Here is a 15,170-nt window from a genome sequence, read left to right as displayed (position 1 = left end):
GAGTGACTATTTTGGGTCAAATCGGATTTTATATCAATCAGAGCATTTGCCAAGGCTGTAAGGCTTGTAGTGTTGCGTGTAAAGATAAGAACAATACTGAAGTAGGAATTAACTTTCGCAGAGTTTATACACAAGAAGAAGGGACCTATATGCAACAGCCGAATGGCGGACTCGTTCATAATGTGAAATCATATTATTTCTCGATTGCTTGCAATCACTGTGAACAACCTGCCTGCATCCTAAGCTGCCCGACAGGTGCGATTTCTAAGAACAAGGAAAATGGTGTCGTTACCATTGATCAGGAGGTTTGTGCTGGTGCACAATTATGTGTGAAAGCCTGTCCATATGGTGGACCACAATATAATAAGGAGACCTTTAAGTCGAACAAATGTAACTTCTGTATGGATCTTCAAGAAAAAGGAGAAGACCCAGTTTGTGTTGCGACTTGTCCATTAGGTGCGATTGAATTTGGTCCAATTGAAGAACTACGTAAAAAGTATGGAAGCATTAACCAAATTAAAGGAATGCCTAGTCCGACCATTACCAAACCAAATATTGTCATCACGCCGCACCGGGATGCAGTATTAGGATAAAAACGTCAAAAAAATGAGATGGTGATTACAAATGTCAATCCTCGTAAATTGGCTTGAGAGCTTGCATGAAGAAATGAAGGTTACGAATAAGTGTTCAAGAGAGCGGAATCGAAAGTCAACCTGCAGTTATTGCATAGAGAAATGTGAACACGACGGAATTGTAATAAAAGGTGATTTACTCCTCATTGACACAAAGAAATGCACGATGTGTGGGGAGTGCATGATTGTTTGCCCAGTGTCTGCGATTGAAGGTGTCGCAAGTAACCGGAGTTTTGAAAAAGGAAGTCTCATCTTTGATAGAAGCTATGTTCCATCTATAAAAGAATTGTTGATTTATAAAAAAAGAGGAATGACATCGATTCAAGTTTCTCAACAGCCAATTAACCAGGAGTGGGAAACGGTAGTACATGCTACAAATGAACAATTGCATTTGCTGGATGAGTCTCCAATTGTTGTGATTGAAAAAGTTAACGATGAGATGCTTTCAAGAAGAGCGCTCTTTGGTTCTTTTCAAAAAGAAGGAAAACAGCTTGCTAAACGTATGGCTCCAGCGGTATGGAAGATGGAGCAGGATGACTGGAAGCTTTCTAAGTATTATTCAGACTATCAATTTTTTTCTGTAAATTTGGATCAAGATAAATGCACTCTTTGCAAGGCTTGCTTCGGACTCTGTCCAGAAGGCGTATTTCAAATAAACGAAGGCATGCTGCATATTGACAATCAAAAGTGTGTGAATTGTACAGCCTGTACCGATGTCTGCTCAGAGAATGCCATTGAGATTCAACTAGATGTAAAAATAAAAAGTGAACAGTTTGAACCAATCCATTCCCAAAATTGTAAAGACTGTGGACACAGCTTTTACACATTTGATACTGGAATAGAGAAATGCCATGTTTGCATAAATAGGGATCCTAGTTGGTTAAGTCCGTATTAGGAATATTGAACGAAAGCGCTGGTGGACCCAGCGCTTTTTTTATTGTGCTTTTTTTTCACCAGGTTTAATCGCAATCATTGCAACAAATGCAGCAATGATACTCAGACCACTCAGTGTAATAAATATCCAGTAAGTTGCCTGTTTCATCAACAAGGCAATAATCGGAGGGCCGGCTGCGACTCCGATAAATCTCATAGAGCTATAAATAGAGGAAATGGTTCCACGCTCTTCTTTTTCAATTCCGGCGGTAATAAGAGCGTCTAGACATGGCAGTCCAATACCAATTCCAACTCCGGCGATTAAAAACATACTTAACATAAACCAAAGCTTTATCGATAACCAAAGTGCGGCTATAGAAATTGCAGCGGCAACTATACCTCCAAATGTAAGCCGTTTCATTAAAACCTTATTGTCTTTGATTACCTTTCCTGATATAAAGGATGATAGGCAAAGAGCCCCTAGAGGCAACGCTAAAAACAAGCCCTTTTTTACATCTTTAATCCCATATTCCGTTTCAAAGATTTCAGAAAGGTAAAATAATATGCCAAATAGGACCAACATCAGGATACCGCCAATAAAAAAAATCGCAAATAACCATTTTCCCTTTTCTGTAAATGTCTTTTTAACATTTGTGAAAAATTGTTTAAACGGAATCGGTTTTGCTGCCTTTGGACTCTTTACTAATAGTGCTACCATAATAACTGAAATGGTACAAAAGACTGGAAATGAAAAGAAAGGTAAAAACCAAATAAAGCCTGCAAGTACAGCCCCTAATATCGGGCTAAGAACTTTTCCAAACGTATTGGAGGTTTCAATTAAACCAAGACAGCTGCTGACATCATCATCATTTTTAAACATATCACCTACCAAAGGAAGCACAATTGGCGCTGCTCCAGCTGCTCCAACACCTTGAAGGGCACGTCCAACTAGGATCAACCAGTAGGCATCGTCCAACCTCCAAGCGGCCCATCCAGATAGTAAGCCACCTAAGCCAGCGATTATGAGACTAGGTAAGATTACCTTTTTCCTACCAATATGATCAGATAAGTACCCGGCGACTGGGATTAAGAAAATGGCCACAAGCGAATAAACAGTTATAACCATACTCGTTTGGAACGCAGAGATTGATAATTTTTTTTCCATTGACGGCAACACTGGAATTAACATGGAATTACCTAAAGTCATAACTAAAGGTATGGATGAAAGTGAGAGTATCGCCCACTTTTGTTTAGAAATCTCATCAGATTTTTTCTTTTTTCCAGCTGCCGAGGAAGATTTGTTTCCTTCAGAATCCTGGTTTAGTCGTTCAATATAATCCATTATTCCTCCATCCCGCCTCCATATGATGTGCTAACGTTAATATTGACATCTTTGCAACAAAATAGGTATCCTTTAAATGGAATAAAGAAAAGATGGTTATATTGAATTTTCTAAAAATTAGTATTGACAATAAGCTTTGATATGGTTTAATATAAAAATCAATATGAAAGGCATTGATGAAGAGTAGTAACTTTTACGGATTCTCTAGAGAGCTGATGGTTGGTGAAAATCAGTGTAGACGTATTAGTGAATGGACTTCGGAGCCTCCAAACCGAACCTCCTATAGGGTCAGTAGGCTTTGGCGAAGATCTCATCGTTAAAAGAGACAGATATTCAAGCAGATCATGCTTCGATATTGGTTAAGTGAGTCGATTTTTGGCTAATGAAGGTGGCACCACGGGTCTTCCGTCCTTTTTGGATGGAGGGCCCTGTTTGTTTTTAAACAAAATAATTTAAATCGTTGAGCAAGAGTAGTACACTTATTTAATTCTTTTCAGAGAGTCGGGGGTGGTGAGAGCCCGGTAAGAATGGATTTGTGGAATGGACTTGTGAGAGGCGGCCTGAATTTTAGTAGGGCCGCACGGAGTTCCACCGTTAAAAGGATAGGATATCGGACTTCCATTGTCCTGTATCTGAAAGAGGAAGCTGAAGGTTTAGCTTCAAACAGAGGTGGCACCACGACTAAGAATCGTCCTCTATACGCATAATTTTTCTTTTTTATGCGTATAGAGGACGATTTTTTTATTTATTTACGAAGGGATGTAAAACGCATGAAAATAAAAAATGGCTTTTTCTTAAAGGAATTAAAAGGGGATACATTCACACCTATTTCAATCTTGCAGAAAATAAGCGGAGATAAGAAGTTTTTATTGGAGAGTTCACATAAGTACCATGATTCTGGTCGTTATTCGTTAATTGGTTCAGACCCAGCATTTGAACTTATATCCTATAGTGATGCAAATGAAATTCTGTATCGAAATGGAGAAAAGAAAGTCATAAAAGGAAATCCTCTAGAAATCATTAAAACATTAATGCCGCAGATTGATGAAGCCCCTTTCCCTTTTATTGGCGGAGCAGTTGGGTACGTAGGCTATGACATTATCCGGCAATTTGAAGCAATTGGCGAAGAGTACCCAAACGGAGTACAAATGCCTGATGTCCATCTTATGTTTTATGAAGAAGTGATTGTTTTTGATCACCTTGAAGAAAAAATAACCATTTGTGGGCTTCCACTAACAGTTGAAAGTGAAATTGAAAATCGGATTGATCAAATAATGGAAGAGCTAAAGCAACCAGCAATATACGAAGAAGAAAGTCCTTTTCAATTTGGCGGCTTTCAATCGGAAACATCCAAGGAAGAATTTATTAAAAATGTTGAAGTTGCAAAAGAGCACATCATGGCAGGTGATATTTTTCAGGTGGTACTCTCTCGAAGAATGACATCATCATTTCAAGGCGCACCCTTATCACTTTATCGCAAACATCGTGCTCATAATCCAACACCTTATATGTTTTATATTGATTTCGATGGTTATACCGTAATAGGTTCTTCACCTGAAAGCCTAATAAAAACTAGGGAATCACAGGTATTCTCAAATCCAATCGCAGGGACAAAAAGGAGAGGTAAAACAGCAGAAGAAGATCAGTTAATTGCAAAAGAATTGAAAAGTGATGAAAAAGAGCTGGCAGAGCATAAAATGCTCGTTGACCTCGGCCGAAATGACTTAGGTAGAGTTTGTGAATTTGGTTCGGTAACAGTGGATAAATATATGGAGGTTGAAAATTTCCGTCATGTCATCCATCTCGTGTCAGAAGTAAGCGGAACGCTGACAAACGAGCATAGCAATCTTGATGCTCTAGCAGCTTGTCTCCCTGCAGGCACTGTATCAGGTGCACCGAAAATCAGAGCAATGGAAATTATTAATAAATTGGAGAAATCAAAGCGTGGACTTTATTCCGGTGCAATTGGTTACCTATCTGCCAATGGAAATATGGATTTTGCACTGGCGATTCGAACGATGATACTTAAAGACAACACCGCCTATATCCAGGCAGGTGCAGGGATTGTCCACGACTCCGACCCAGAATCAGAGTATGAAGAAACGATAAATAAATTAAAAGCATTTTTGGAGGGTGAATAATGATTTTACTAATTGATAATTTTGACTCCTTTACGTTCAACCTTTTTCAATATTTAGGAGAGTTAGGAGAGAACGTTACCGTCATTAGAAATAATCAGCTTACCATTCAGCAGATAAAAGATATGAAGCCGAAAGCAATTATCCTTTCGCCAGGACCTGGAAAGCCAGAGGATGCAGGAATATGTATTGAGGTGATACAAAATTTATATCAAGAATTCCCGATATTGGGTATTTGTTTAGGCCATCAAGCCATTGGAGCTGCATTTGGCAGTGAGATAAAAAGAGCAAATTTTATTAAACACGGGAAAACATCGCAAATCACACATACTGGCAGTGGAATGTTTACTTATTTATCTTCTCCATTAGAAGTGATGCGCTACCATTCGTTGGTTGTTGCAAAAGAAAGTCTTTCTCCTGATTTGGAATGTGTTGCACATTCACTTGATGATCAAGAAATTATGGCAATAAAGCACCGTCACTATCCAGTATTCGGGTTACAATTTCATCCTGAATCGATTGGCACACCAACTGGTAAGCAAATGCTGCAAAACTTTTTAACTGAAATAGAAAGGATGAAGCGAAATGAAAAATTTTTTACTCCAATTAGCTGAAGGTGAATCTTTTACAGAGCCACAAATGATTGAAGCAATGGACTTAATTTTAGGTGAAGAGGTTTCAGAAAGTGAAATTGCGGCCTTGTTAATGGGGTTAAAATCAAAAGGAGAAACAGTTGAGGAAATTACTGGAATCGTCAAGGGCCTAAAGGAAAATACACTTCCTTTTAAAAGGAAGTTTCAAGATGTGATAGATAACTGTGGTACCGGCGGGGATGGTTCTTCGAGTTTTAATATCAGTACTACATCTGCTTTTGTAATTGCGGGTGCTGGCATCCCCGTTGCAAAGCACGGTAATCGGAGTGTATCCAGTAAAACTGGAAGTGCGGATGTGCTGGAGTACCTTGGAATAAATTTAAATCTACCTGTCGAACAAACTGAAGAAATTCTCCATCAACTTGGTATTTCGTTCTTATTCGCGCCGCATGTACAACCTAAACTAAAAAAGGTTATGACGGTTAGAAGACAATTAAAAATCCCAACGATTTTTAATTTTATTGGCCCTCTTACGAACCCAATCGATCTGGACTATCAATTATTAGGTGTCTATCGAAGAGATTTATTGCCTGTTTTTGCAAAAGTACTACAGAATATCGGACGGAAACGAGCGGTTGTTATAAACGGGGCAGGCTTTATGGATGAGGCATCTTTGCAAGGTGAGAACCACCTCACACTTTTAGAGGACGGTGTAATTTCGAGCCAAACCTTTGTACCGGAAGAAGTAGGACTTCCTCAATATGATAACAGCGCTATTAAAGGCGGAGATTCTAAGGAAAATGCAATGATTCTCAAAAAGGTCCTTATGGGGGGAAAAGGAGCCTGCCGAGATACAGTCCTATTGAATGCAGGGTTAGGAATTTATACAAGTGGAAAAGCGGCCAACATTGTCGAGGGGATCAACATTGCTAGAGATGTGATTGATTCAGGGGCAGCTTATGAAAAGTTACAACAGTTAATTGAACTGACAGCTAAAGCTAAAAGAGAGGCGATATAAGTGGAAACGATATTAGATCGGATTATTAATGAAAAACAAAAAGAGGTTCTAAAACTTCGCGAAGGAAATGTGATAAAAGTAGAAGCGAAACAGAAGAGATCCTTCATCCGAAAATTACAGAATGCAGAAGAAATGGTGATTATTTCCGAATTTAAACGTGCCTCTCCGTCTAAAGGAATGATTAACAATGGAGTGGAACCTGCTGACCAAGCGGCAAGATATGAGAAGGCAGGAGCGTCCGCTATATCAGTCCTGACTGATTCCACTTTTTTTAAAGGGTCGTTTGCTGATTTAAGAGCGGTTAGAGAGGCGGTTGATCTGCCCATCCTCTGTAAGGAGTTCATTATTGACTCTTGTCAAATTGACCAGGCAGCAGCAAATGGTGCTGATATCATCCTATTAATTGTTGCGGCACTGGACGAACATACGCTAACAGAGCTTTATCAATATGCAACGGATTTGGATTTAGAGGTATTAGTGGAGGTCCATAATCAAGAGGAATTAGAAAAAGCACTCAACCTAGGTGCCCAACTTATCGGTGTTAATAATCGTGATCTAAAGACCTTTAACGTTTCACTTGACGTTACCGAGTCGCTGGCAAAATCAATAAAGGATGCAGGTGCTTTTCTAATCAGTGAAAGTGGCATCCACCACAAGGAAGATGTGGAGCGGGTACGGAATGCTGGAGCAAATGGAATTTTGGTCGGGGAAGCATTAATGAAGAGCCCAGACCTAGCTAAATCCTTTCAAGATTTCAGGATGCCGCTAGTTGGAGAGGGAAAAAAATGAAGGTGAAAATTTGTGGTATAACAGACCTGACTACTGCAATTGCTGCGATTGATTATGGTGCAGATGCCATCGGTTTTGTTTTTGCAGAAAGCAAACGAAAGATTACAGTTCCCAAAGCAAAGGAAATTATTTCCCATTTACCGAAAGAAGTATTAAAGGTAGGGGTGTTCGTGAATGAGACAAAGGAGAAGATAGAGGAAATTGCTTCCACAGTTGGACTCACACATGTTCAATTACATGGTGACGAAACTTCAGCTTTTAGCAAATCTCTGTCGTTCCCGGTAATCAAAGCTATAAGTATGGATAAGGATCTAATTTTAAAGGAAATAGAAGCTTATCCTTGTGAACACGTGTTGCTGGACGGTCCAAAGGGGAAATACAGAGGCGGGAATGGTTTGTCTTTTGATTGGAACAGTATTTCTGTTAAGGACCTCAAGGGGAAAAAAGTCATCCTTGCCGGAGGTTTACAAGAGGAAAATGTTGAAGAAGCCATAAAGCTCATTCAACCATACATGGTCGATGTAAGCAGTGGAGTGGAAACAGACGGAAAAAAGGATCTAACTAAAATTCAAACATTCATTAATAAGGCTAAAGGGAGCCAAACAGGAGGAACAAGGAATGAATTCATATACACTGCCGAATGAAAAAGGAAAATTTGGTATTTATGGTGGAAGGTTTGTACCAGAAACACTGATGAAAGCAGTTCTTGAGTTGGATGAAGCTTATAAAATTGCTAAAGCTGACCCAAGTTTCCAAGCAGAAATAGATGGATACTTATCAGAATATGTTGGAAGAGAAACACCGCTATATCATGCAAAGAATCTAACAAAACATGCTGGCGGTGCCCAAATTTATCTTAAACGTGAGGACCTGAATCATACCGGAGCCCATAAAATAAACAATGCAATCGGTCAAGCACTGCTAGCTGTTAGAATGGGAAAAAGAAAAATTGTTGCTGAAACGGGTGCAGGACAACATGGTGTGGCGACGGCAACTGTTTGCGCCTTATTAAATCTTGACTGCATTATTTTTATGGGAGAAGAAGACATCAAACGTCAGGCACTAAATGTCTTCCGTATGGAGCTTCTTGGAGCAAAGGTTGTTAGTGTTACCTCTGGCAGTGCCACCTTAAAAGACGCTGTTAATGAAGCATTACGCTACTGGGTGGAACATGTGGATGATACTCACTACCTTCTAGGTTCAGTAATGGGACCACATCCATTTCCAGTGATGGTAAGAGATTTTCAGAGTGTCATTGGCAAGGAAACAAGAAAGCAATTTTTAGCACAGGTAGGAGGTCTTCCTGAAGCTGTTGTTGCCTGTATCGGCGGTGGAAGCAATGCGGCTGGAATGTTCCATCCGTTTATTGAGGACAATGAAGTAAGTCTATTTGGAGTAGAGGCAGCAGGGCAAGGGGTAGAAACGGCTTTCCATGCCGCATCACTGACAAAGGGAAAACCAGGAGTACTGCATGGCGCTTTAATGTACTTACTGCAAGATGAGGAAGGACAAATCATTGAAGCACATTCTGTTTCGGCTGGGCTTGATTATCCTGGAGTAGGACCTGAACATAGTTACTTAAAAGACAGTGGAAGAGCAGAATATCATTCTATTACAGATAAAGAAGCATTGGATGCATTTCAACTTCTCTCAAAGCTAGAAGGAATTATCCCTGCACTTGAGAGTGCACATGCCATTGCCTTTGCGGTTAAACTTGCTGCTGAAAGGAAGGAAACGGAAAATATCGTAGTTTGCTTATCCGGCCGAGGTGATAAGGACGTAATGGCTGTTAAAGAAAGGTTAGAGAGGGAGAGAGGATAATGAATAGAATTGAACAATCATTCAAGTCGTTAAAAGAGCAAGAGCGGAAGGCTTTTATCCCCTATATCATGGCTGGTGATGGTGGACTGAACAACCTGCAAGAGCGTCTAATCACGTTGGAAAAATTCGGTGCTACGCTCATCGAAATTGGCGTTCCCTTTTCTGATCCTGTAGCAGATGGTCCGACGATTCAGCAAGCAGGGATCAGGGCGCTTCAAAACGGTACAACACTAAGGGGAATCATCAATGAACTTGAAAAAGCGAGGGATGTAGTGTCTATTCCTATCGTCCTAATGACATACTTAAATCCTATCTATTCATATGGGATATCCGCATTTGCACAAGATATAGCGAATGCTGGGGTAGACGGCTGTATCATCCCTGATCTTCCGCTTGAAGAAGAGGAACTAATTGCAGGTGAATTAGAAGATTTAGGAATTGAATTAATCCGACTTGTTACCTTGACTTCTCCAAAAGAAAGAATCAAAGAAATTTCAAATCGAGGCAATGGATTTTTATATACGGTTACCGTAAAAGGAATAACGGGAACGAGAAATGAATTTGATCAAGAAGTTATCGAATACTTAAAGACGGTGAAAGAAATTAGTCCGATTCCGGTAGTGGCTGGGTTTGGAATTTCAAATGAAAAACAAAACCACGAGTTAACAGCACATTGTGATGGAGTCATTGTCGGAAGTAAGATTGTTGACTTGCTCCATAAAAATGATTTGCATAGCTTGGAGAGCTTTATGTCTGTTCTTAGGCCAGAAAAAAACGTAAGGTAGGAATAAAAAATCTGCTCGCTTAGAGTAGATTTTTTATTTTCAGAAAACTTTTGATTAGTGTTATTTGTTACAGAATGCTAGAAGAATATTTACTATAATTTTAGTAGATGGTAGGGAAAGCTTAAATTTGTTTTGGTAAGGATGAGGAATTGATGATGAAGGTAAAGGAAACAATCAACTCATTAATTGCAGGAATTGATGGTTTTTCTGGTATCTCTTATAAGGTTCATGTTGATTTCTATCGGAATACATTTACTGTTTTTGAATGGGGAAACAAAGACAATGTCACCCCATTTACTCCTATGGAGCGAAAACGTATCGGAAGTATGGAAGAGTTTAAAAGTGAAATTTATTCGCTGAATATTTGGGAATGGGAACGTTCCTATCGAAAAGAAGAGGGAATTATTCTCGATGGGATGTTTTGGTCGATTAAGCTTAATACCAAAGGTAAAATTTACGAAAGTGAAGGCATTGAATGTTTTCCTCGTGAATGGGAACGATTTTGTCAAGCAGTTGAAAACTTAACAGGAATACCATTTCGCTAACTCATTCCAGGGAATTGGCATGAATGTTTTCTTGAAACCTTCGTATAACTCTTATATAATTAGTCTATACTTTTACTGAACTTATTTGTGATTGATCAATTAAAGGAATTCCCTTTTAAACTTCCATTTTTGGAAGTTTTGTTTGTTTAAGCACATTTTTCAAATTAGATAGAAAATGAGGCGTTTCTATAAATGAAGGAAATTACTGTTGAGGAATTACAAACAATACAGAATCCACTGATCATTGATATTCGATCACCTATTGAGTATAAGGATGGTTCAATTCCAGAAGCAATCAACATTCCATTATTCACAGATGAAGAGCGGGCGGTAATTGGGACAATCTATAAACAAGAGGGACAAGCTGCTGCCAAATGGAGAGCAATGGAGTTTGTTTCACCTAAAATTCCTAGTCTGCTTCAACAAATTAAAGCAGCAATGGCAAATGAGCAAGAATTAGTTATCCATTGTTGGCGCGGGGGAATGCGTAGTAAGGCGGTTGTAACCTTTTTAGAGTTTGCAGGAATCTATGCGATGCGTTTAGAAGGAGGTTATAAGGCTTACCGCCAATATATTCTTAAACAAATACCAACCATGTTCCCAGACAAGGCAATTGTATTACATGGACTAACTGGGGTAGGGAAAACAGATGTATTGAAGCAATTAAGGTCACAGGGGTATCCGATACTTGATTTAGAGGAAATGGCGGCCCATCGAGGCTCTATTTTTGGCACAATTGGATTAGGAGAAGGAAATAATCAAAAAATCTTTGATTCTTTGTTATATAAAGGGCTTAGAGAAATACAAGGATCTCCTTATTTATTGATGGAAGCAGAAAGTAAACGGATTGGGAAAGCTGTTCAGCCTAAAGAACTTATGGATAGAAAAATGAAGGGAATCAACCTATATATCCATACCCCTATTGAGCAGCGAGTAAAACAATTAGTAAATGAATATGTATTGCCTTATCAAACTGAACCTTGGTATCATGATCATATTTCACTGGGAATTGAAAAAATCCTGAGAAGGATAAAAGACAATGAAATGAAAAAGGCATTAATTCAAACGTTAGAAACTAAGGACTATCAAATGATGATCCATATCTTGTTAGAACATTATTATGATCCGCGCTATGATCATGCAACGCATGAATATGATGGCGATTTTATTGATATCTATGCTGATGATTCAAACGATGCGAGTATAAAAGTATTGGCAGAAATAGATAAGCTTATGGTAAAAAAGAATGAGGTTCTTGAAGAGAAAAATTAAGTTGCAAAAAACCCGAGGCCGATTTCATCGGTCTTTATTTTTTTATAAAAGAACCGCCGAAGATGGCGGTTCTTATTTTCAAAAGTCTCATGTTTAGCGAACGATTACTGGCCTCAATCCACGACGTTTTATTTCATCTTTTAAAATCTTGATCCATTCTTTTTCCTTTCCAGATTTTAAAGCATCCCGATACGTTACAACCAATAGCTCGTTACTCATTATTTTCAACTTTGCAAGCCCCCTCGGAATAATGGATTGAATATTCAGTTTTTAATATTGTAATCGTTTTCGATTCATTTGAGAACCCTTTTCACAAATTTGTCATAAAAAACACAATGGTGAGGGATTGGAAAATTTAGTTGCACTACCGTGTGGGCATTGATTATACTAAGGAATAGTTATATTTGGAAAGGAACGGTGCTAGGATGATTCATTTAACTTGGCGTGAACGTGAAACCTTAAAAAAGGTAATATGTGTTCATACAGATGCAAAAAAATATATTGTAAACAACGCATTAACTGCTGGAAAAGTCTATGATGTTAAAAATGAAACGGAAGAGTTTTATTATATTATCGACAATTCTGGTAAAGTTGGCGGATTTTACAAAGAATATTTCCAAAATGTAGACTGATGGGCTTTTGCCCGCAGTCTATTTTTTGAATAGTAAGGGGGGGTTGGAGATATGAACTTATGGGATGAGCTTTTTGAACTAAAAGGGGAATGTGTTAGCTTACTTCCAATCAGCTTCGATCATGCAGATGGATTGTGGGAAGCTGCAAAACCAAATGAGATTTGGACCTATATGGCTTCTACGATAAGTAGTAAAGAAGAGCTGGAGCAGATGATTGCTACTGCATTAAAAAAAAGAGAAACAGGTAGTGAGTACACTTTTACGGTTGTAAATCAAGATAACCGGATTATTGGCAGTACTCGATATCTTGATATTTTACCTGAACATAAAAGTTTAGAAATTGGCTCTACCTGGTACCATCCAGATGTTTGGAGAACAAGAGTTAACACGGAATGTAAATACTTGCTTCTACAACATTCTTTTGAGTGTTGGCAATTACGGCGTATTCAACTAAAAACGGATTCTAGAAACTTGCGGTCTCAACAGGCAATTGACCGAATAGGAGCTGTAAAAGAAGGAACACTACGGAAGGATCGGGAAATATCGGGTGGTTATGTACGTGATACAGTTTTCTATAGCATTCTTCAAGAGGAGTGGGAGCCCGTAAAGAAGGAATTAGCTAGAAAACTTGGCGTACAGTAAAAAGAAGCATTGGAGCCCAATGCTTCTTTTTACTAGTTATGAATTTGTAGTTGCGTTTAGTTCTGCCTTTTTAACATTTTTATAAAGCTTTCTGCTTAACCAGGTTTGGAGGATAAGGAATGTTCCGCCTACTGCCCAATATAGTGGCAATGCTGCAGGTGAATTAAAAGAAATCATAACAATCATAAGTGGAGACAACAGGCCCATAAATTTCATTTGTTGTTGCTGAGCCGCTGGCATACTAGACTGCGAAACTTTAAATTGGAAATAATAAATTACACCGGCAATCAGGGTAATAACGATATTAGGGTCCCCAAGACTAAACCATAAGAAACGATGGCTCGCAATCTCTTCAGAACCGCGAATCGCATAATAAAAACCCGTCAGGATAGGCATTTGTATCAGAAGTGGCAGGCATCCCATGTTTAATGGATTTACACCATGCTTCGAATAAAGACCCATCAATTCCTGTTGCAGCTCTTGTTTCTTTTTTGGATCCTTTACTTCTTTCATTTTCTTTTGGATATCTTCCATTTCTGGCTTCATACCATCCATTTTTTCTTTCATGTTCATTTGATTTCTATATTGCTTTAGCATAAACGGCATGAGTAATAATCTAATAATAAGTGTGACAAGAATAATAGATAATCCATAGTTTCCATTAAAAAATTCAGCTAAAAAGTGAATGGAAACGATAAATGGTTCAACAAAATACGTATGGAAAAATCCATCACTTTTCCCATCTGCTGCTGAACAGGCTGATAGGAACATTGTGGTTAAAGACAAAAGTAGTAAAAGTAAAGAATGTTTGTTTTTCATATTTCCTCCTAAAATTGTTTAAGACGTTCTTAAGTGAAAAAGGGAGGAGGAAAAAGGTTCTTCTGTATCATCCTGTGAACTTTCTTTTCTGCGAATATATTTAAAAATTCGGATTAGAATAATGTTCTTGTTTAAAGAGGATTTCTGTTGATAACAAAACAATGGGTGATTTATTTTTGTATGTGCGGGTTCGCTTATGGATCCCATAAAGGAATATTCCACATTCCAAGCCCAAAGTAATTTGATAATCACACCAAAGTATAAACTTAAATAAAGTGCTTCTAATGCATTGGCATCGCTAAAATCAATGAGCAATTGGTACAAAAATAATCACCTCACTTTTTGTTATTATTGATTTGAGTATAATGGAGAATGCGTAAAGAAGCAATGGAATCTCGCTGGAAAAGGCATTATAGCAATATTCTCTCACCTTCACGAGAATCCTAAAAAGAGAATGCTGCCCACTACAGACAGCATTCTCTTTATTTGGTCATAGAAGGATTGTTCCAGTGGGCAGTAATCATTTTATAAGCATAATCCACTTTTTCTTCGGAAGGTGGTTCCACATGATTTAATGGATATTCCAGCCCAAGGGCTTCCCATTTATATACACCAAGCTTATGGTAGGGGAGTATTTCAACCTTATCGACATTTTTCAAGGTTCCGATAAATTCACCAAGCTGCTCAAGATCTTCTGGGTCATCAGAAACGGTAGGAACAAGAACATGCCGCACCCAAACAGGTACTTTACGATCAGACAAAAATTTAGCAAATTCCAGAATATGATCATTTGCCATACCCGTTAGTTGAATGTGTTTCTTTCGGTTGATATGCTTTAAATCAAGTAAAATCAGATCAGTATATTCTAATACCTCTTCAAGCTGATCAATAAAGAGTTTAGAGTGTGAGAAACAGCCGCCAGATGAATCGATGGTCGTATGAATTCCATTCTTTTTACATTCCTTAAATAATTCTAAAAGAAATGGTAATTGTAATAATGGTTCACCGCCACTAACAGTGATTCCTCCACCAGAAGACTGAATGAAGGGTAGATAGGACATAAGATCATCCATGATTTCGGAAACGGTCATTTGTTTGCCGCTGCCGATTTCCCATGTATCAGCGTTGTGGCAAAACTGGCAGCGTAATAGGCAGCCTTGAGTAAATACAACATACCGTATGCCTGGTCCGTCGACTGTTCCTAATGATTCGATAGAATGAATATTTCCGTTCATGAAGATGATCCCCCTTTTATTTTAAAGCAGAAGC

The 15,170-nt window shown here is 38.5% G+C and carries 17 protein-coding genes and 2 other annotated features; of the genes, 13 read left to right on the top strand and 4 right to left on the bottom strand.

Annotated elements, in window-relative coordinates:
- Positions 1-2 precede the first annotated feature (2 nt).
- Both BLR86_RS00360 and BLR86_RS00355 read left to right on the top strand, forming a co-directional pair.
- Positions 3-593 carry a DMSO/selenate family reductase complex B subunit gene (locus tag BLR86_RS00360; protein WP_335437242.1) on the top strand — a complete coding sequence of 197 codons (591 nt, stop codon included), beginning with the start codon at positions 3-5 and terminating at the stop codon, positions 591-593.
- A gap of 31 nt (positions 594-624) precedes the next feature.
- Entirely contained in the window at positions 625-1,527 is a 903-nt protein-coding gene (locus tag BLR86_RS00355; protein ID WP_090757680.1) for a 4Fe-4S binding protein, read from the top strand.
- Between the two features lie 39 nt (positions 1,528-1,566).
- Here BLR86_RS00355 and BLR86_RS00350 read toward each other — a convergent pair whose 3' ends face one another.
- The gene (locus BLR86_RS00350; protein ID WP_090757679.1) at positions 1,567-2,847 is read right to left on the bottom strand and encodes an MFS transporter; all 1,281 of its coding nucleotides are present in this window, start codon (positions 2,845-2,847) and stop codon (positions 1,567-1,569) included.
- Between the two features lie 164 nt (positions 2,848-3,011).
- Positions 3,012-3,263: a binding site (T-box leader), on the top strand.
- A 35-nt stretch (positions 3,264-3,298) separates the two neighbouring features.
- Positions 3,299-3,546, top strand: a binding site (T-box leader).
- Between the two features lie 71 nt (positions 3,547-3,617).
- Between BLR86_RS00350 and trpE the strand changes: the two genes are divergently transcribed.
- The 9 genes from trpE (at position 3,618) to mnmH (ending at position 11,808) form a co-directional block, all read left to right on the top strand.
- Complete coding sequence (gene trpE, locus BLR86_RS00345) at positions 3,618-4,988, top strand: anthranilate synthase component I (protein ID WP_090757678.1); 1,371 nt, start codon at positions 3,618-3,620, stop codon at positions 4,986-4,988.
- Positions 4,988-5,599 (top strand): anthranilate synthase component II, encoded by a 612-nt coding sequence (locus BLR86_RS00340; protein ID WP_090757677.1) that lies wholly within the window; start codon positions 4,988-4,990, stop codon positions 5,597-5,599. The genes trpE and BLR86_RS00340 overlap by 1 nt, the downstream gene beginning before the upstream one ends.
- A complete protein-coding gene (gene trpD, locus BLR86_RS00335; protein WP_175492740.1) occupies positions 5,571-6,596 on the top strand; it encodes an anthranilate phosphoribosyltransferase in 1,026 nt (341 codons plus the stop codon). Before BLR86_RS00340 ends, trpD begins: the two co-directional genes overlap by 29 nt.
- Positions 6,597-7,385: an indole-3-glycerol phosphate synthase TrpC gene (gene trpC / locus BLR86_RS00330; protein ID WP_090757676.1), complete on the top strand. Its 789-nt coding sequence runs from the start codon at positions 6,597-6,599 to the stop codon at positions 7,383-7,385.
- Positions 7,382-8,029 (top strand): phosphoribosylanthranilate isomerase, encoded by a 648-nt coding sequence (locus BLR86_RS00325; RefSeq protein ID WP_090757675.1) that lies wholly within the window; start codon positions 7,382-7,384, stop codon positions 8,027-8,029. The genes trpC and BLR86_RS00325 overlap by 4 nt, the downstream gene beginning before the upstream one ends.
- Positions 8,004-9,206, top strand: a complete 1,203-nt coding sequence (gene trpB / locus BLR86_RS00320) for a tryptophan synthase subunit beta (RefSeq protein WP_090757674.1) — start codon at positions 8,004-8,006, stop codon at positions 9,204-9,206. Before BLR86_RS00325 ends, trpB begins: the two co-directional genes overlap by 26 nt.
- Entirely contained in the window at positions 9,206-9,991 is a 786-nt protein-coding gene (trpA, locus tag BLR86_RS00315; protein ID WP_090757673.1) for a tryptophan synthase subunit alpha, read from the top strand. Before trpB ends, trpA begins: the two co-directional genes overlap by 1 nt.
- A 152-nt stretch (positions 9,992-10,143) precedes the next feature.
- Positions 10,144-10,536: a hypothetical protein gene (locus BLR86_RS00310; protein ID WP_090757672.1), complete on the top strand. Its 393-nt coding sequence runs from the start codon at positions 10,144-10,146 to the stop codon at positions 10,534-10,536.
- 192 nt (positions 10,537-10,728) lie between these two features.
- The gene (gene mnmH / locus BLR86_RS00305) at positions 10,729-11,808 is read left to right on the top strand and encodes a tRNA 2-selenouridine(34) synthase MnmH (RefSeq protein WP_090757671.1); all 1,080 of its coding nucleotides are present in this window, start codon (positions 10,729-10,731) and stop codon (positions 11,806-11,808) included.
- Positions 11,809-11,901: 93 nt separating this feature from the next.
- On the opposite strand, the gene sda is transcribed toward mnmH, so the two are convergent.
- Positions 11,902-12,036, bottom strand: coding sequence for a sporulation histidine kinase inhibitor Sda (gene sda / locus BLR86_RS00300; protein WP_090757670.1), 135 nt, complete (start codon positions 12,034-12,036; stop codon positions 11,902-11,904).
- Positions 12,037-12,233: 197 nt separating this feature from the next.
- On the opposite strand from sda, the gene BLR86_RS00295 reads away from it, so the two are divergent.
- Both BLR86_RS00295 and BLR86_RS00290 read left to right on the top strand, forming a co-directional pair.
- Entirely contained in the window at positions 12,234-12,440 is a 207-nt protein-coding gene (locus BLR86_RS00295) for a DUF6501 family protein (RefSeq protein ID WP_090758203.1), read from the top strand.
- 51 nt (positions 12,441-12,491) lie between these two features.
- Positions 12,492-13,082: a GNAT family N-acetyltransferase gene (locus BLR86_RS00290; RefSeq protein WP_090757669.1), complete on the top strand. Its 591-nt coding sequence runs from the start codon at positions 12,492-12,494 to the stop codon at positions 13,080-13,082.
- 36 nt (positions 13,083-13,118) lie between these two features.
- Here the strand turns inward: BLR86_RS00290 and yidC are convergent, their stop codons facing one another.
- Both yidC and pflA read right to left on the bottom strand, forming a co-directional pair.
- The gene (gene yidC / locus BLR86_RS00285) at positions 13,119-13,901 is read right to left on the bottom strand and encodes a membrane protein insertase YidC (protein WP_090757668.1); all 783 of its coding nucleotides are present in this window, start codon (positions 13,899-13,901) and stop codon (positions 13,119-13,121) included.
- A gap of 482 nt (positions 13,902-14,383) precedes the next feature.
- On the bottom strand, positions 14,384-15,136 hold the full coding sequence (gene pflA, locus BLR86_RS00275) for a pyruvate formate-lyase-activating protein (RefSeq protein ID WP_090757666.1): 753 nt from the start codon (positions 15,134-15,136) through the stop codon (positions 14,384-14,386).
- Positions 15,137-15,170 lie beyond the last annotated feature (34 nt).

Origin of the sequence: Bacillus sp. OK048, from assembly GCF_900103525.1 — a bacterium.
In the GTDB taxonomy this organism is placed as follows: Bacteria; Bacillota; Bacilli; order Bacillales; family Cytobacillaceae; genus Neobacillus.
This window is presented reverse-complemented; position numbering and strand designations above follow the sequence as displayed.